Source organism: Caballeronia sp. LZ008 (genome assembly GCF_031451435.1).
Classification (GTDB): Bacteria; Pseudomonadota; Gammaproteobacteria; order Burkholderiales; family Burkholderiaceae; genus Caballeronia; species Caballeronia zhejiangensis.
On the sequence record NZ_JARUXK010000001.1, the window covers coordinates 1,493,077 to 1,508,012 of the forward strand.

A 14,936-nucleotide genomic window follows, 5' to 3' on the forward strand; every position below is an offset into this window, starting at 1 on the left:
CTACGTGGATTCAAACCGTTGAAAACAGAGCCAATCACACATCAAAAACACGACATCTGTATTTAGCCGGTGGTACGACATTTCAATTTTGCTTTGACAGACCGGCATGGCGCGATTCGTGCTGTCCCGAAGCGCGCGGAAAGCGCGGATTGCAAGCAAACCTGTGTATGCTCCCGGTTGATCCCGCGTCCGCTTTCGCATTTTGCATGCATGCGCCGTGCATTCTGAATGCCAGATGGAATGCATTTCGAACGCGTGCAAACCGCCGGCGCAGCATGACATCGAGCGCGCCGATGCATCCCGACAAACTCTGGCCCGCGCACGCGGCGCGATCGAATTGGAGTGAACCATGCAGCACGATCCGAAAGAGCCCCCGACGAAGCAATCCAGCGATGGCCCCGATGACGACATGATCGCGTTCGCGAGCGAGGTCTTCGATGTCGCTCGCCGCGGCGACGCCGCGATGCTCGACGCGCTCCTGACCAAGGGCCTGCCGCCGAATCTGCGCAACGACAAGGGCGACAGCCTCGTGATGCTCGCGAGCTATCACGGTCACGCCGACGCCGTGCGCGTCCTGCTTCGGCACAACGCCGATGCCAACCTGCGCAACGACAATGGCCAGACGCCGATTGCGGGCGCCGCGTTCAAGGGCTTTCGCGAGGTGATCGAAACGCTGCTCGAACATGGCGCGGATGTGGAAGGCGCATCGCCCGACGGGCGCACCGCGCTCATGATCGCGGCGATGTTCAATCGCGTGGAGATCGTCGACTTGCTGATCGCGCGCGGCGCGAACCCGGATGCGCGCGATGCCGGCAGCTTCAGCGCACGCGATGCCGCCGAGAAGATGGGCGCGCCCGACACCGCGGCACGGCTCGCGAACGCATCGAACGGCCATGCGCGGCCATCCGAAGCGTGAAGCGTCGATTGGCACAATGCACTTCGCATGCATGATTCAATCCGCGAACGAACGACGCCTCGCGCGCGTCGAATCGATCTGACAAGCACCGATCCAACAACGAACCAGACAAGCAGGTGACTCGGAACCATGGAGCTTTTGCGATGACAGGCGGTATCTCGCATCGGGGTGATGCGTCGCCGACAGACCTTCACGCGCTTGGGCGCGCATGCCGGGCGGGCCGCGTCTTCAATGCAGCCGCACGTCTGTCGCTGTGCGTGGCCGCGTTCATCGTCGCCATCGCGAGAACGTTGCGCGCGCTGCGCGTCACCGCGAGCCTTCCGGTCATCGCCGCCTTCGCGCTCTCCGCATGCGGGCTGATGCAGCAACAGGTGCCCGCGCCGATCGTCGAACACTCTTATATTCCGGCGCCGGAAGAAGCCGGCTCTGCCGAGCCCGAAGAACCTTTGCCCGCCGTGCAGGCGCCGGAGCCCGCGTCTGCCGTGAAACCCGCGCCGGCGCCGAAACCGAAGCGCCGCATCGTCAAGCCGAAGCCGCCGGAGCCGGCCGTCACGCCACCGCCTGAACCGCCCGAGCCGCCGCCTCCGCCGCAGATCATCTCGACGCGCATCATGCAGCACGATCAGCTGCACGGCCTGCTCGACGCCGAAGTGCAGCGTCCGGACGGCAAGGTCGTCGGCCGTGCGGTGGACATGTACGTCGATGCATCCGCGAAGCCGAAGCTTCTGATGGTCAATCTCGCGGGCTTCCTCGGCGTCGGCGACCGCAAGGTCAACTTCCCGTGGACGGCCTTCCGCTTCACGCCGAATTCGAAGACCGCGCCGATCACCTTCGTGCCGCCGCCACCGCCCGCCAAGGGCAAGCCGGCCGAACCGGTGCCGAAGCCGCAGCCCGTTGCGGAGGCGCCCGCGAACTTCATGCAGCTCGTCGATTCGACGGTGACGCAAAGAAGCGGCGCGCGCATCGGACGCGTGGTCGACGTGCTCGTCGACGCTCAGGCGCAGCCTCAGGCGCTGGTGCTCGATCTATCGAGTTCGCTCGCGGGCGACAAGCGGCATGTCGCGGCCAACTGGGGCGACCTGCATGTGTTTTCGCGCAACAAGCAGTGGCTGCTGCAGATGGATTTCAACGACGCGCAACTGAAGGCCGCGCCCACCTACTCGCCCGAGCAGCCGATCAAGATCGTGTCGCCTGTGGTGCCCGCGCCGGCGACGGCTGCGAGCGCGGCATCGGCATCGACTGGCGCGGCGAGCGCGACGGCTTCAGGCGCGACGCCGGCGCAAGCGCCCGCTTCCGGCGCGCGCCTGACGAGATAGCGGATAACGACATCGATAACAGAATCACAACATGGTAATTGCACGCAGTCTGCGCGCGCTCGACTGGCTGAACTTCTTCGTCGCCAACGTGCAGACCGGCTTCGGCCCTTTCATTGCTTCGTATCTTGCGGCCAACAAGTGGACGCAGGGCGAGATCGGCCTGATGCTTTCCGTCGGCACGATCAGCGCGATGGCGAGCCAGTTGCCGGCAGGCGCGCTCGTCGATGCGATGCGCAACAAGAAGTTCGCTGCTCTCTCGGCGATCATCGCGATCATCGTGAGTGCGCTGTTGCTCGCTGCGAGCCCGACGTTCGTGCCGGTTTTTGCGGCCGAAGTGCTGCACGGTTTCGCGAGCTGCATGCTCGTCCCGGCGATGGCGGCGATCTCGCTCGCCCTCGTCTCACGCGCCGATCTCGGCGACCGGCTCGGCCGCAATGCGCGCTGGGCGTCGATCGGCAGTGCGCTGACAGCGGCGTTGATGGGCGCGTTCGGCGAGTATCTGTCGCTGCGCTCGGTGTTCTTCCTGACGGCCGCGCTCGCGTTGCCGGCGATCGTCGCGCTGCGCATGATTCACTACGATGCGCCGCCCGTCGTGCCGCGCGCACCGCCGGGCAAACCCAAGCTCACGCCTGAAGGCGAGGAACGCGAATCGTTGCGCGAGTTGCTGAAGGACAGGCGTCTTTTGATTTTCGCGGCGTGCGTGGTGCTCTTTCACCTGTCGAACGCGGCGATGCTGAATCTCGCCGCCGGCGAAGTCACGGCGCACATGGGCGACAACGTTCAACTCGTGATTGCGGCGTGCATCATCGTGCCGCAGTTCATCGTCGCGGCGTTGTCGCCGTGGGTCGGACGGCAGGCGCAGAAGTGGGGACGCCGGCCGGTGCTGATTCTCGGGTTCTGCGCGTTGCCTATACGCGCGATTCTGTTCGCGGGCGTGAGCAGCCCGTATCTGCTCGTGCCGGTGCAGATGCTCGATGGCATCAGCGCAGCCGTGTTCGGTGTGATGCTTCCGCTGATTGCGGCGGATGTCGCCGGCGGGCGCGGGCATTACAACCTGACGATCGGGTTTTTTGGGCTGGCTGCGGGCGTCGGGGCGACGCTTTCGACGGCGGCGGCCGGTTTTGCCGCGGATCGCTTCGGCACTGCGATGAGCTTTTTTGGGCTCGCCGGGGCCGGGGCGCTTGCGGTGTTGATGGTGTGGCTTGCTATGCCGGAGACGCGTATCGCGAATGCGGTGAAGGAGGATGAGGTTGAGCCGTCGGTGAAGGTTTGAGGGCTTCGTTTCTATTGTCTCTTGCTCATGCTTCGGTGAAATCCTGCGTTCGTGTCGGTTTATTAGCGTTGCCCCGCACAGGGGCAACGCCACTAGACCACTAAGAACACGGGATCCGGCGAAAACAAAGAAAAACTCACTCAAAAGGCGTCAACCCCTCAAGCAAAGTAGGAATCAACTCACTCACCGTCGGATGAATATGCATCGCCCGCTGCAACGTCGTATAGGGCGCATCCGCATTCATGATGTCGATGAAGGCATGAATGGCCTCATCCCCTTCGATGCCATAAATCGCCGCCCCTAAGAACCGCTTCGTCCGCGCATCCACGAGCGCCTTCATGAAGCCATCCGTCTCACCGCGCTCCCGAGCGCGCCCCACCCGCGACATCGGCATCGTCGCGATAAGCGCCTCGCGTCCGTCCCTGCGCACGTCTTCCTCGCTCATCCCCACACGCGCGAACGGCGGATCGACGAAAACCGCATAAGCCATGATGCGCGTATCGACGCTGCGCGATTCGCCGTCGAGCAGATTCGAAGCGATGATCTCGTAATCGTTCCACGACGTATGCGTGAACGCGCCGCGCCCGTTCACATCGCCGAGCGCATACACGCCATCGACTTTGGTGCGCAACTGGCCGTCGACATCGATCATGCCGTGCCGGTTCACCGCAATGCCCGCATGCTCCAGACCGAGATCGTCCGTGTTCGGCGTGCGGCCCGTCGCGAACAGCAGATGCGATGCATCGATGACCTCATCGCCACTGACGATACGCACGCCACCTGCCATCGGCTCCACGCGCGACATCTCCGCGCCGAAGCGAAAGTCGATGCCCTCACGCACGAACACGTCCTGCATCGCGCGGGCGACGTCCTCGTCCTCGCGTGTGAGGATCCGCTCGCCGCGCACGAGCAAGGTCACGCGGCTGCCGAAGCGCCGGAACATCTGCCCGAATTCGAGCGCGATATAACTCGCCCCGACAATCACCAGATGCTCCGGCACTTCGGTCAGTTCGAGAATCGTCGAGTTGGTCAGATACGGGACGCGTTCGAGCCCATCGACCTTCGGCACCACCGCGCGCGTTCCCGTGTTGATGATGATGAGATCGGCGTCGATCTCCTGCGTGGAACCGTCGGCCGCCTCGATGGACAGCGCTCGCGGCCCTGTAAAGCGCCCGTGTCCCTTGAAGACCGTGAGATTGTGCGTGCCGCGCAGCCATTTCTCGATGCCCGTGCGGGAGCCGCCGATCACCTCGTCCTTGCGCGCCTTCACACGCGCCATGTCGATGCGGATGTCGCCGCCGATCATCACGCCGTACTGCGCCGCCGTGCGCGCGACATGCGCGGCCCGCGCGCTCGCGACATAAGTCTTGGTCGGCGTGCAACCGACGTTCACGCAGGTGCCGCCAAAAAGATGCCGCTCGATGATGGCCGTGCGCTTGCCGCTTTCCGCGAGCCGCACGGCAAGCGGCGAACCGCCCTGCCCCGTACCGATCACGACTGCGTCGAAGTGCTGTGACATGCTCGCTCTCCCCTGGTTTTTTGCATTCGTAACGCAAAAGACCGTGCGAATGAAGCGGATGAAGAATGCCCATGCGGGAACCGAATGCATCTTACGCGCAAGTCGGCGAACAGGCAGGCGCGCTGCCCGAAGCGCGTGATTCGGATACGGGCACGGCGCGTGCTGCGTCCGAACAGAACGTCCCGCGCATCGCGGCGCGGTCCGCTCAACCATCAGCATATGAAGTCCGAAGGCATTCATGATCGAGACGATGTGGTTTCTCGTCGTCGGCGGCGTGCTCATTTTCATGGGCCTCGCCAGTTCGACGTTCAAGCACCTGCCGGTCAGCACCGCGATGTGCTACCTGGCGATCGGCTTCGCGATGGGTCCCGCGCTCGCCAATCTGCTGACACTCGACCTCGCGACCGAAGCAACGGTCCTCCGGCGCATCACCGAAGTGGCGATGCTCGTGTCGCTATTCGCGATCGGCCTGCGGCTGCGCGTGCCGCCCACCGATCGCATCTGGCTTCTCCCGGTACGCCTGGGCTTCGTCGCCATGATCCTCACCGTCGCCGCGCTCACGCTCTTCGGCGTCTATGTGCTCGGTCTCAGCTGGGGACCGTCGCTGCTGCTCGCCGCGATGCTCGCGCCGACCGATCCCGTGCTCGCGCATGACGTTCAGGTCGAGACGCCCGGCGACGTCGACCTGCTGCGCTTTTCGCTGACGGGCGAAGGCGGACTCAACGATGGCATCGCGCTGCCCTTCGCGCTGCTCGGCATCGCGGTGTGCCGCTTCGAGGCGTCGCCAAGCGAAGCGTTGCACTGGAACTTCGCATTGCAGGCGATATGGGGCATCGCGGGCGCGCTCGTGAGCGGCTGGCTGCTCGGCGCGCTGTCGGTGCGGCTTGTCGCGTATCTGCGCACGCGCCACGGGCAGGCGCTCGGACCGGAAGGTTTCTTTGCGCTCGGCCTCATCGCGCTGTCGTACGGCGTCGCCGAATTGCTGCACACGTACGCGTTTCTCGCGGTCTTCGCAGCCGGTCTCTCCATGCGCCGCGTCGAGCAAAAAGAAAGCGGCGACAAGTCCCCGCGCCAGGCGGTCGGCAAGATCGATGCGGACGACGTCGGCGCCGCCGCAGCCGATCCCGAACGCGCGCACGCCTTCATGGCCGAGCGCGTGCACGGCTTCACGATCGAACTGGAGCGCATCGCCGAAGTGGCGATCATGCTGATGGTCGGCGCCGTGCTCGCGACGATGTGGCGCGAACTGCTCTCGTGGCGGACCTGCGCGCTCATCGTCGCGCTCTTTCTTGTGCTGCGGCCGGCGGCGGTCGAGGCGTCGCTCATCGGCTCGCAGGCGACGGGCGCGCAAAGACGTCTCATGAGCTGGTTCGGCATACGCGGCGTCGGCTCGTTCTATTATTTGCTCTTTGCACTCGAGCAAGCGCCGCATGACGTGGCCGCGCCGCTCGTGCCGCTCGTCATCGCGACGATCGCTGCGTCTGTCATCGTGCACGGCATCACCGCGACGCCGCTCATGAAGCGATATCAGCGCGCGCGAACCGATATTTAGCGATGCAACTATCACCCAGGACCGACCCGGCGTGAAGCATCTGATTTTCTTCTGCGGTCATGCCGGCACCGGCAAGACGACGCTCGCGAAGCAACTCTTCGCGCCGCTCATGCATGCGACTGGCGAGCCCTTCTGCCTGCTCGACAAGGACACGCTCTACGGTGCATACAGCGCCGCGGCGATCGGCGCGCTCACCGGCGATCCGCACGATCGCGACAGCCCGCTTTTCATAGAACATTTTCGCGATCCGGAGTATCGCTGTCTCATCGATACCGCCGCCGAAAATCTCGCGCTCGGCGTGAGCGTCGTGATCGTCGCGCCGCTGACGCGCGAGGTGCGCAATGGACGCCTTTTCGATCGCGCGTGGCTCGGCATCGATGACGATGTCGCCATAAGCGTCGTCTGGGTGCATGTCGATGAAGATGTGGCGCGCGAACGGATCGTCGCGCGCGGCGATCCGAACGATGCGTACAAGCTCGCGCATTGGGAGGAATATCGCAAGCGCCTCTTCGTCCCCGATGAAGCGCTCGCGCGGACGCTCGTGATGTTCGACAACACGACGCCATCCGGTGAAGCCGGCGGCGAACTGGTCGCGCGCCTCGTCGCTTAAGCCGCCGCGAGCTGGCGTGCCGTCGCGACCGCGTTGGCGCCTTCGTACAGCTTGCCGAAGCGGTTGTTGAGGAACGCGTCGAGCGGCACCTGCTCCTGACGCACGAAGCCGCTCTGCGGCAGCACGCCTGCGCGGAAGAGATCCAGTTCCGCGCAGATCGCGCCGGCGGTCGTGATCTGGATCGCGCTCATCGGCACGCCGCACACATCCTTCGCGAAGATCTTGCGCGTGAACACGTCCTGCACGAGTTGCCCGCGCCGCATGCCCGTCACCGTGACGAAGATCAATACGACGTCCTGTGCCGTCGAAGGCACCGCGCGCTTGAGCATCGTCTTGAGACCGTCGCGATCGGTGGACATACGCAGATCGTCGAGCAGGAACTTCATCAGATCGCGATGCCCCGGATAGCGCACCGATTTGTAGTCGAGCGTCTCGACCTTGCCGGCAAGCGTTTCGCAGAGCGTGCCGAGCCCGCCCGATGTATTGAACGCCTCGTACTCGATGCCATCGAGCGAAAAATGCTCGACGCCTTCGAGCGGCTGCACCCATTGCGTGCGGCCTTCGCGGATCGCCTCGCACGGCTGGCAATACTCGTTGATGAGCCCGTCGATGCTCCATGTAAGGTTGTACTTCAGCGCATTGGTCGGAAACTCGGGCAGCGCGCCGACGCGCATCTTTACTTCGCGCACGTCGTCGAGACGCTTCGCCAGATCGTGCGCGACGATGCCGATGAAGCCCGGCGCAAGACCGCATTGCGGCATGAACGCGAGCTCGGAGTCGTCGGCGATCGCGCGGATCGCGTGCGTCGCGCGCACGTCTTCGGTGAGGTCGAAGTAATGCACGCCCGCCGCTTTCGCCGCCGATGCGACGTTGATCGCGAGGTAATACGGCAGCGCATTGATCAGCGCGTCGAAACCGATCAGCGCCTGACGAAGCGCGGGCGTATCGGCGGAATCGACGCGGCGCGTCGGGATGCCTTGCGCATCGATGAGCGCGAGCGCGTGTTCGTCGCGATCGAAGGCGACGACGTCGAAATCCCCCGTTTCACGCAGCAAATGCGCAATGCTTTGACCGATCAGTCCGGCGCCGACGAGGGCCACTTTCATATTCGTCTCCTGTATGTGCGAGTTAGCCGATACACCTGTTCACACAGTTTAGGAGCGCGCGAATATTGATCCTAGACGCAAAATGATGCGCTTCGACGACGGTTTTCGTCGTTTCGACGATCGATCGATCTCATTTGTATCGTCGAGTCTCAACCGGCGCGATCGATCTTGCGCGCGAGGATGATCGACGTCGTCGTCCGTTCGACGCCTTCCAGCACGCCGATCTCGTCCAGCAGGTCGTTCAGGCGGTCCGGCGAATCGGCGCGCAGCCATGCGACGTAATCGAATTCGCCGCTCACCGCGCAGAGCAACTGAATCTCCGGCATGCGTGCGAAGCGCTTCTGCAGGTCGCGGCCGTATTTCGGCGTGAGCTTGATGCCGACGTACGCCTGAATGCTCGCGTCGAGCACATCCTGGCCGAGCCGCACGCCGTAGCCCGCGATCACGTTGTTCTTTTCGAGCCGCGCCATGCGGGCGATCACCGTCGTGCGCGCAACGCCCAGTTGCCGCGCGAGATTCGCGACGCTCTCGCGCGCGTTCATCTGCAGAAGCGCGACGAGATTGCGATCGATGTCGTCGAGCTGATCGAGGCGCGGCGGTCTCATGTGGGCGTCGTCCTTGGCGTTTTGTGTTTTGGTTTATGCGTTTTGAATGCCATCTGGCATCCGGCATTTTGTGTTTGCATTATCGCCGAGACGCTGCGATACGAACGCCGGTCAGACACCGAGCTTCGTCACCATGAAATCGACGAAACTCGCGAGCTTAGGCGTCGCGCGCGTATCGCGCGGATAGACGAGATGAACGGGCGAAGGCTTCGGCAGAAAGTCCTGGAGCACCGCGACGAGCGCGCCGCTCTTCAGTTCGTCTTCGACGAGCGCATGCGGTTGAAGCACGAGGCCGAAGCCGGCGAGCGCGGCCTTCCTGAGCGCCTGCCCGTTATTCGTGCGAAAGCGCGCGGACTGCGTGCGGCGCGCATGCATCGCCTCGTCCTCGCCTTCGAGCCGCCAGCTCGCCTCGCGGCCGAGATGCAAGAAGCCGAGGCACTCGTGGCTCGCGAGATCGGCGGGGGTCGCGGGCGTGCCCGCGCGCGCAAGATAGGAAGGCGACGCGCATACCGTCATCGCATACGGCTTGAGCGGCCGCGCGACGAAGCTCGAATCGGCGAGCGTGCCGATACGCACGGCGGCGTCGAATCCTTCCTCGACGATATCGACCATGCGGTTGGTCAGATCGAGCTCGACGCTGATCTGCGCGAACGCCGCGAGAAACTCGGTCACGGCGGGCGTGACGAACTGCACGCCGTAAGTCAGCGGCACGGTGACGCGCAATACGCCGCGCGGCGTCGCGCTCATCGATTCGGCGAGGGTGTCGGCAGAATCGACTTCCGCGAGAATGCGGCGGCAGCGTTCGTAATATTCACGGCCGATCTCGGTCAGGCTCTGACGACGCGTCGTGCGGACGATGAGACGCGCATCGAGCCGCGCCTCCAGCGCCTGCAAGTGCTTGCCCGCCATCGGCGCTGAGATCGAAAAGCGCTCGGCCGCGGCGCTCAGACTGCCCGCCTCGACGATCGCGACAAAGACCCGCATGCTCAACAAGGTATCCACTGCGTTTTTTCCAGAGACGTTTCGAATGTAAGCAGTTGTGGCAATGCGGGCGAATCCGCATGCAATCGTGATACTAATATCCGCCGATGGCGTGATCTTCGCTGCTTTGCATGCAGCTTACGAAGCACGCCGCTTCCTATATCGATCGAAGGTACTTTGAATGAAAAGAACACTCGTTGCATTGGCCGCTTTCTGCGCACTGAGCCCGGTTTTCGCGCAGAGTTCGGCGCCCACGGCCGCATCGGCGCCCGCCGCGCAGGACGCTGCGTCCGCACCGGCCGCCAGCAAGCGCGAGGCGCGCGTCGAGGAGCGTATCGCGGAACTGCATTCGAGCCTCAAGATCACGCCGCAGCAGGAAGCGCAGTGGTCGAAGTTCGCCGATGTAATGCGCGACAACGGCCGCACCATGGCCGATCTGTACCGCCAGCGCATCGCCCAGCGCGACACGATGTCCGCGCTCGACGACATGAAGCAATACGAGCAGATCACGCAAGCCAACGCGGACGGCACGAAGCGGCTCGTCGAAGCTTTCGAGCCGCTTTACGCGAGCCTTTCGCCCGAGCAGAAGAAACTCGCCGATACGAGCTTCCGCTCGGAGCACGGCAAGGCGCGCCGCGGCGGCGCGCACCATCGTTCGCGCGCGGCGGGCGCGGATGCGGCATCGACGACGAAGCCCTGAACGAGCGCCGGATCCGAAAGCCCGCATCGCATGATGCGGGCTTTTTTGCGTCCGTCGAGTGCAAAATGACGCGAATGCCGTTACGATCCGCTCCCTCACCATCTTCGCCGATCGCACCATGCTCCATCTTTCGCAACTCGATCTCGCCACCGATCCCGCCGCACGCCGCGTCGTGAAGGACGAAGCCGTCACCGTCGAATTCGCGGCTGCCGCGGGCGAACTCATGAGCCTCGAAGGGCCGAACCGCTATGCAAGCGGCGATGCGATCGTCACCGCTTCCAGCGGCGAGCGCTGGGTCGTGTCGCGCGAACGCTTCGATCCGAAGTACGTGCCGGAAGGCGGCATCGCGCACGGCGAGGCGGGCATCTATCGCAACCGTCCGAGCGTCGTGCTCGCGAAGCAGATGCACGAACCCTTCTCGATCGCGCGATCCGCGGCAGGCGACATCCTCACCGGCGCTGCCGGCGACTGGGTCATGCAATACGCGCCGGGCGATTTCGGCGTCGTGAAGGCAGCGCGCTTCGCGAAGGTCTATCGCGAAGCCTGAGCGCGCTCACGCGAAGTCCTCGCCCATCTCGATGTCCACTTCGCGCGGCACGGTCTGGCCGTCCGCGTACATCTCTTCGAGCGATCCGAGCGTCGCTTCCACATAGGCACGCAGCACCGCGTAACTGCGCGCGTGCATGCGTGGCGGCAATGCGCGATAACGCGCGAGCGCGGCCGGATCGAAACGCACGTCGATCGTGATGCGCCGCGCGCTCGAACCGAAGCGCATCGCCACGTAATGAATCACGAGCGATGTGCGGCCTTCATCGTCCTTGCGTTCGGCGAACTGCGTCTGCTCGGGAAAGAGATCGCAGATCACATGCGCGAGCATGTCGATATCCGCGCTCGGGCAGTCGTATTGATAGTCGTCCATTCGATGTCGATATTTGATTCAGGCAGGCGCGGATGCGCTCAACCGCCGCGGGCGGCGGCTCGCCGGTAGTAGCGCACGAGCGCCACCGCGACGATCGCGCCGAGCACGAGATACACCGCATCGGCGGCGATGAGCGGCACGAGCCGCGCCTGAAAAAGCGCGGCTGGCAAGCCGACGAGCGCATGCGCGGCAACGAGGACTGCGAGCGCGTGGCGCGAACGCTCGCGCAGCATTTGCCACATCAGCGCGGAAAAGCCGAGTTGCAGCACGAACGCACTCGCACGCTCAACGAGGAAGATGCCCGCCGACACCGGCGACAGACTCATCAGCACGAGATGAATGCGCGCGATCGCTTCGAGCGGCGCGGTCGCGAAATGCGCGTCGAGCGTGCCGCGATTCGCGAGCACCGCATAGACGATCCATTGCACCTGCACGAGCACGCCGACGATCCACGCCTCCGCCCCGCCGTGCCCGATGCCGTAGCCGAGCGCCGGACCGTGCCGGTCGAGCGCGTCAGGCTCGCGCGAGATGAGCCATTTCATCGCGAGAAAGCGTCCGACTTCCTCGCACAGCCCCGCCGCGAGCGCGCCATAAACGACGAACACGGCCGGACTGACGAGCCACGCCGACGTGACGGGATTGCTCAGCATGAAGCCGTGCAGCGCGCGTTCGATGACCATCGCGAAGAGCGCGAACACGGCGATGCCGAGAATCGCGTAGCGCGGCACGATCGCGAAGCGCGGCCGCAGCTTCCTGTACAGCACGATGGGCATGGCCGCGATGATGAGCGTCGCGAGCGCGAGGCTCAGCAACGTCGTAACACTGATCATTCAGATTCCTTGTGAAGCTTGTTGCTCGTCGTTGTGATTCGCGCGTGTCGTCGATGCGCGCACGACGAGTTCGCCCGGCAGCAGACATTCGCGCGCGGGCATCGCGGCGCCGCCGAGACGCTCATGCAGAAATTCGACCGCGCGCCGGCCGATATCGTACGTCGGCTGGCGGACCGCCGTCATGCCGGCGAGCTGCGCCCATTCGGAATCGTCGATCGACATCAGCGCGACGCTCGCCTGCCAGTCCGCGCCGTGGCGTTCCTTCAGATGCACCGCGACGCGCAGCGCGACCGGCCCGTTCGCCGCGAAGAGCGCGACGCGCTTGCCCGCGGCTTTCGCCGCCGTGACGCGCGTGTCGAGTTCCGTGAGCGCGGGCGCCGCATCGGCGAGATCGATCACGAGCGTCGAGCCGCTTGCATGGAGCGCCGCGACGGTTTCGCGAAACGCGGCTTCGCGCAGACGCCGCGAGCTGACATGCGTGACCGGCTGCACGACGAACAGCAGCTCGTCGAAACCTTCGTCGACGAGATGACGCGTCGCGATCTGCACGGCGGCGGGATTGTCGAGCCCGACCATGTCGGTGATGAAACCTTCGACCGAGCGATCGACGAGCACGACCGGAATGCCGCCGCGCGCAAAGCCTTGCAGCAGTTCTTCCTTCACGCCGAGCGCGTTGACGATGACGCCTTCGACGCGATACGTCGTCAGCAATTGCAGATAGCGCCGCTCCATGTCGATCTCGTTGGCTGCGTGACAGATGAGCGGCATATAGCCGAGCGCGTGGCACGCTGCTTCGACGCCTTGCAGCACTTCGACGGAATACGGGTTCGTGAGGTCGGCGAGCAGCATGCCGATCAGACGATTGCGGCCGCGCTTCAGGCCGCGCGCCATCTGATTCGGCCGATAGTCGAGCTTGGCGATGGCCGCCTCGATGCGCTCGCGCAGATCGGGCGACAGCACGCCGAGCTCGCCGTTCAGATAGCGCGAGATGCTGGTCTTGCCGGTGCCTGCTTCGCGGGCGACATCGGTGATGGTCGCGCGGCGCGCGCCGAATGCAGGCGGGCGGTTCGTCAATGTGGGGTCGTCGGACATAGTGGTCGTGGGCGCGCGCTTCGCCGTGAAGCGAGTCGCGATGCCGTCATTATCGTTCTCCTCGCATCGCGCATGTTAGCGCATGACCGGGCGACCCACGGTTTCAGCGCGCGAGCACGTCGGGATTGACGATGTTCTGCGTGAGCGTGCCGTTCAGTGCGCCGATGAGATTTTCCGCGGCGTTTCGCGCCATCGCGTGACGCGTTTCGTGCGTGGCCGAGCCGATATGCGGCAGTGCGACGACGTTTTTCATCGCGAGCAGCGGCGAGTCGGCGGGAAGCGGTTCCTGCTCGAACACGTCGAGGCCTGCACCGCGGATCGTGCCGTTTTTTAGCGCATCGACGAGCGCGTTTTCATCGACGGTCGGTCCGCGCGAGGCGTTGATCAGAATCGCGCTCCGTTTCATTTTCTGCAATTCGTTCGCCCCGATGAGACCGCGCGTTTCCGGCGTGAGCGGCACTTGCAGGCAGACGAAATCGGATTGCGCGAGCAGTTCGTCGAGCTCGACACGCTTTGCGCCGTATTCCTTTTCGGCCTGCTCGTTCGCGCTGCGATTCGTGTAGAGCACGTTCATGCGAAAGCCGAGCGCCGCGCGCCGTGCGACGGCCCCGCCGATGCGTCCCAGGCCGACGATGCCCAGTGTCTTGCCTTGCACGTCGACGCCGAAACACGCTTCACCGATGCTTGCCTTCCAGTTGCCTTGCTTGACCCATTCGGCGAGTTCGACGACGCGGCGCGCGCTTGCGAGGATCAGCGCGAAGACCGTGTCGGCGGTGGATTCGGTGAGCACGTCCGGCGTGTGCGTAAGCACGATGCCGCGGCGGGTGAGGTCTTGCACGTCGAACTGGTCGAAGCCTACGGAGATCGTCGACAGTGCTTTCAGGCGGTGGGCGCCTTCGATCATGTCGGGGGAGATCTTTATGCTCGCACCGATGGCGCCGTCGGCGGTTGTTAGCGCTTGCACGAATGCGGCGTGGTTTTTCGGATCGATGTTCACCACTTCCGCGTGGGCGCGGAGATAGGCTTCTACGTCGCTTGGCAACGCCTTGTAGGCTACGATTTTTTTGGTCATGGTTTGCTTTGTCTGGGTTGGTTGGCTCTGGCTTCTGTGGAATCCCGTTTTCGTGTCGGTCTATTGGCACTGCCCCTGTGCGGGGCGGCAGTCACTTTCTTTGCCGTCGACCAGAGTTAGCGCTTTAGCGCTTACTTTGGTCCTGTGCAAAGAAAGCAACCAAAGAAAGCAGCTTCCGATACGCCCGCGGTCACACGCAATTTGGGTAGTCCTCTCGTCCATCGTGGGCTGCCTAAAGAGTGCCCTCAGACACCTAATCGGGCTTGGCTCGCGCACGGTCTTCACATCGCACCACACACCAAACTGGTTCAGCACCATATAGCTCCAGCCCGCTTCGCGGCCGACCGGTCAATCGGGGATGCATGTGCTCCGCTACTAACGTCTCCATCTCACCGCAAGTGCCGCACGTTGGTTTCCCTTGCATACCCGGCGGCAGCGCGTAGCG

Annotated in this window: 15 protein-coding genes; 7 read left to right on the plus strand and 8 right to left on the minus strand. The window is 64.2% G+C overall.

Translation table 11 applies throughout. From position 1 onward, the window contains the following. Positions 1-349 precede the first annotated feature (349 nt). The 3 genes from QCE49_RS06990 (at position 350) to QCE49_RS07000 (ending at position 3,505) form a co-directional block, all read left to right on the plus strand. Positions 350-916, plus strand: a complete 567-nt coding sequence (locus QCE49_RS06990; protein ID WP_250460680.1) for an ankyrin repeat domain-containing protein — start codon at positions 350-352, stop codon at positions 914-916. A gap of 143 nt (positions 917-1,059) precedes the next feature. After that, positions 1,060-2,232 (plus strand): hypothetical protein, encoded by a 1,173-nt coding sequence (locus QCE49_RS06995; RefSeq protein ID WP_250460678.1) that lies wholly within the window; start codon positions 1,060-1,062, stop codon positions 2,230-2,232. A 31-nt stretch (positions 2,233-2,263) separates the two neighbouring features. Beyond that, positions 2,264-3,505, plus strand: coding sequence for an MFS transporter (locus QCE49_RS07000; RefSeq protein ID WP_008349508.1), 1,242 nt, complete (start codon positions 2,264-2,266; stop codon positions 3,503-3,505). A 136-nt stretch (positions 3,506-3,641) separates the two neighbouring features. Here QCE49_RS07000 and QCE49_RS07005 read toward each other — a convergent pair whose 3' ends face one another. Further along, entirely contained in the window at positions 3,642-5,024 is a 1,383-nt protein-coding gene (locus tag QCE49_RS07005) for an FAD-containing oxidoreductase (protein WP_250460675.1), read from the minus strand. A 238-nt stretch (positions 5,025-5,262) separates the two neighbouring features. Here QCE49_RS07005 and QCE49_RS07010 point away from each other — a divergent pair, with 238 nt between their 5' ends. Next, positions 5,263-6,576: a sodium:proton antiporter gene (locus QCE49_RS07010; protein ID WP_034473451.1), complete on the plus strand. Its 1,314-nt coding sequence runs from the start codon at positions 5,263-5,265 to the stop codon at positions 6,574-6,576. Positions 6,577-6,607: 31 nt separating this feature from the next. Next, entirely contained in the window at positions 6,608-7,186 is a 579-nt protein-coding gene (locus tag QCE49_RS07015) for an AAA family ATPase (protein ID WP_008349502.1), read from the plus strand. Here QCE49_RS07015 and QCE49_RS07020 read toward each other — a convergent pair. The 3 genes from QCE49_RS07020 to QCE49_RS07030 all read right to left on the minus strand — a co-directional run bounded on the left by QCE49_RS07020 (position 7,183) and on the right by QCE49_RS07030 (position 9,899). Further along, on the minus strand, positions 7,183-8,292 hold the full coding sequence (locus tag QCE49_RS07020; RefSeq protein ID WP_250460673.1) for a saccharopine dehydrogenase family protein: 1,110 nt from the start codon (positions 8,290-8,292) through the stop codon (positions 7,183-7,185). The genes QCE49_RS07015 and QCE49_RS07020 overlap by 4 nt on opposite strands. A 149-nt stretch (positions 8,293-8,441) precedes the next feature. Next, on the minus strand, positions 8,442-8,897 hold the full coding sequence (locus QCE49_RS07025) for an Lrp/AsnC family transcriptional regulator (RefSeq protein WP_008349499.1): 456 nt from the start codon (positions 8,895-8,897) through the stop codon (positions 8,442-8,444). 111 nt (positions 8,898-9,008) lie between these two features. Continuing rightward, positions 9,009-9,899 carry a LysR family transcriptional regulator gene (locus tag QCE49_RS07030; RefSeq protein WP_034473445.1) on the minus strand — a complete coding sequence of 297 codons (891 nt, stop codon included), beginning with the start codon at positions 9,897-9,899 and terminating at the stop codon, positions 9,009-9,011. A 160-nt stretch (positions 9,900-10,059) separates the two neighbouring features. Between QCE49_RS07030 and QCE49_RS07035 the strand changes: the two genes are divergently transcribed. Further along, on the plus strand, positions 10,060-10,578 hold the full coding sequence (locus QCE49_RS07035; RefSeq protein ID WP_034473444.1) for a Spy/CpxP family protein refolding chaperone: 519 nt from the start codon (positions 10,060-10,062) through the stop codon (positions 10,576-10,578). 118 nt (positions 10,579-10,696) lie between these two features. Further along, positions 10,697-11,125 carry a PGDYG domain-containing protein gene (locus QCE49_RS07040; RefSeq protein ID WP_250460672.1) on the plus strand — a complete coding sequence of 143 codons (429 nt, stop codon included), beginning with the start codon at positions 10,697-10,699 and terminating at the stop codon, positions 11,123-11,125. Positions 11,126-11,131: 6 nt separating this feature from the next. Here the strand turns inward: QCE49_RS07040 and QCE49_RS07045 are convergent, their stop codons facing one another. The 4 genes from QCE49_RS07045 to QCE49_RS07060 all read right to left on the minus strand — a co-directional run bounded on the left by QCE49_RS07045 (position 11,132) and on the right by QCE49_RS07060 (position 14,491). Further along, complete coding sequence (locus QCE49_RS07045) at positions 11,132-11,497, minus strand: DUF3022 domain-containing protein (protein WP_008349491.1); 366 nt, start codon at positions 11,495-11,497, stop codon at positions 11,132-11,134. Between the two features lie 38 nt (positions 11,498-11,535). After that, positions 11,536-12,327, minus strand: coding sequence for a YhfC family intramembrane metalloprotease (locus QCE49_RS07050; RefSeq protein WP_250439798.1), 792 nt, complete (start codon positions 12,325-12,327; stop codon positions 11,536-11,538). Beyond that, positions 12,328-13,419 (minus strand): LacI family DNA-binding transcriptional regulator, encoded by a 1,092-nt coding sequence (locus QCE49_RS07055; protein WP_008349486.1) that lies wholly within the window; start codon positions 13,417-13,419, stop codon positions 12,328-12,330. Positions 13,420-13,522: 103 nt separating this feature from the next. Then, positions 13,523-14,491, minus strand: a complete 969-nt coding sequence (locus tag QCE49_RS07060; RefSeq protein WP_250460670.1) for a D-glycerate dehydrogenase — start codon at positions 14,489-14,491, stop codon at positions 13,523-13,525. Positions 14,492-14,936: the final 445 nt, after the last annotated feature.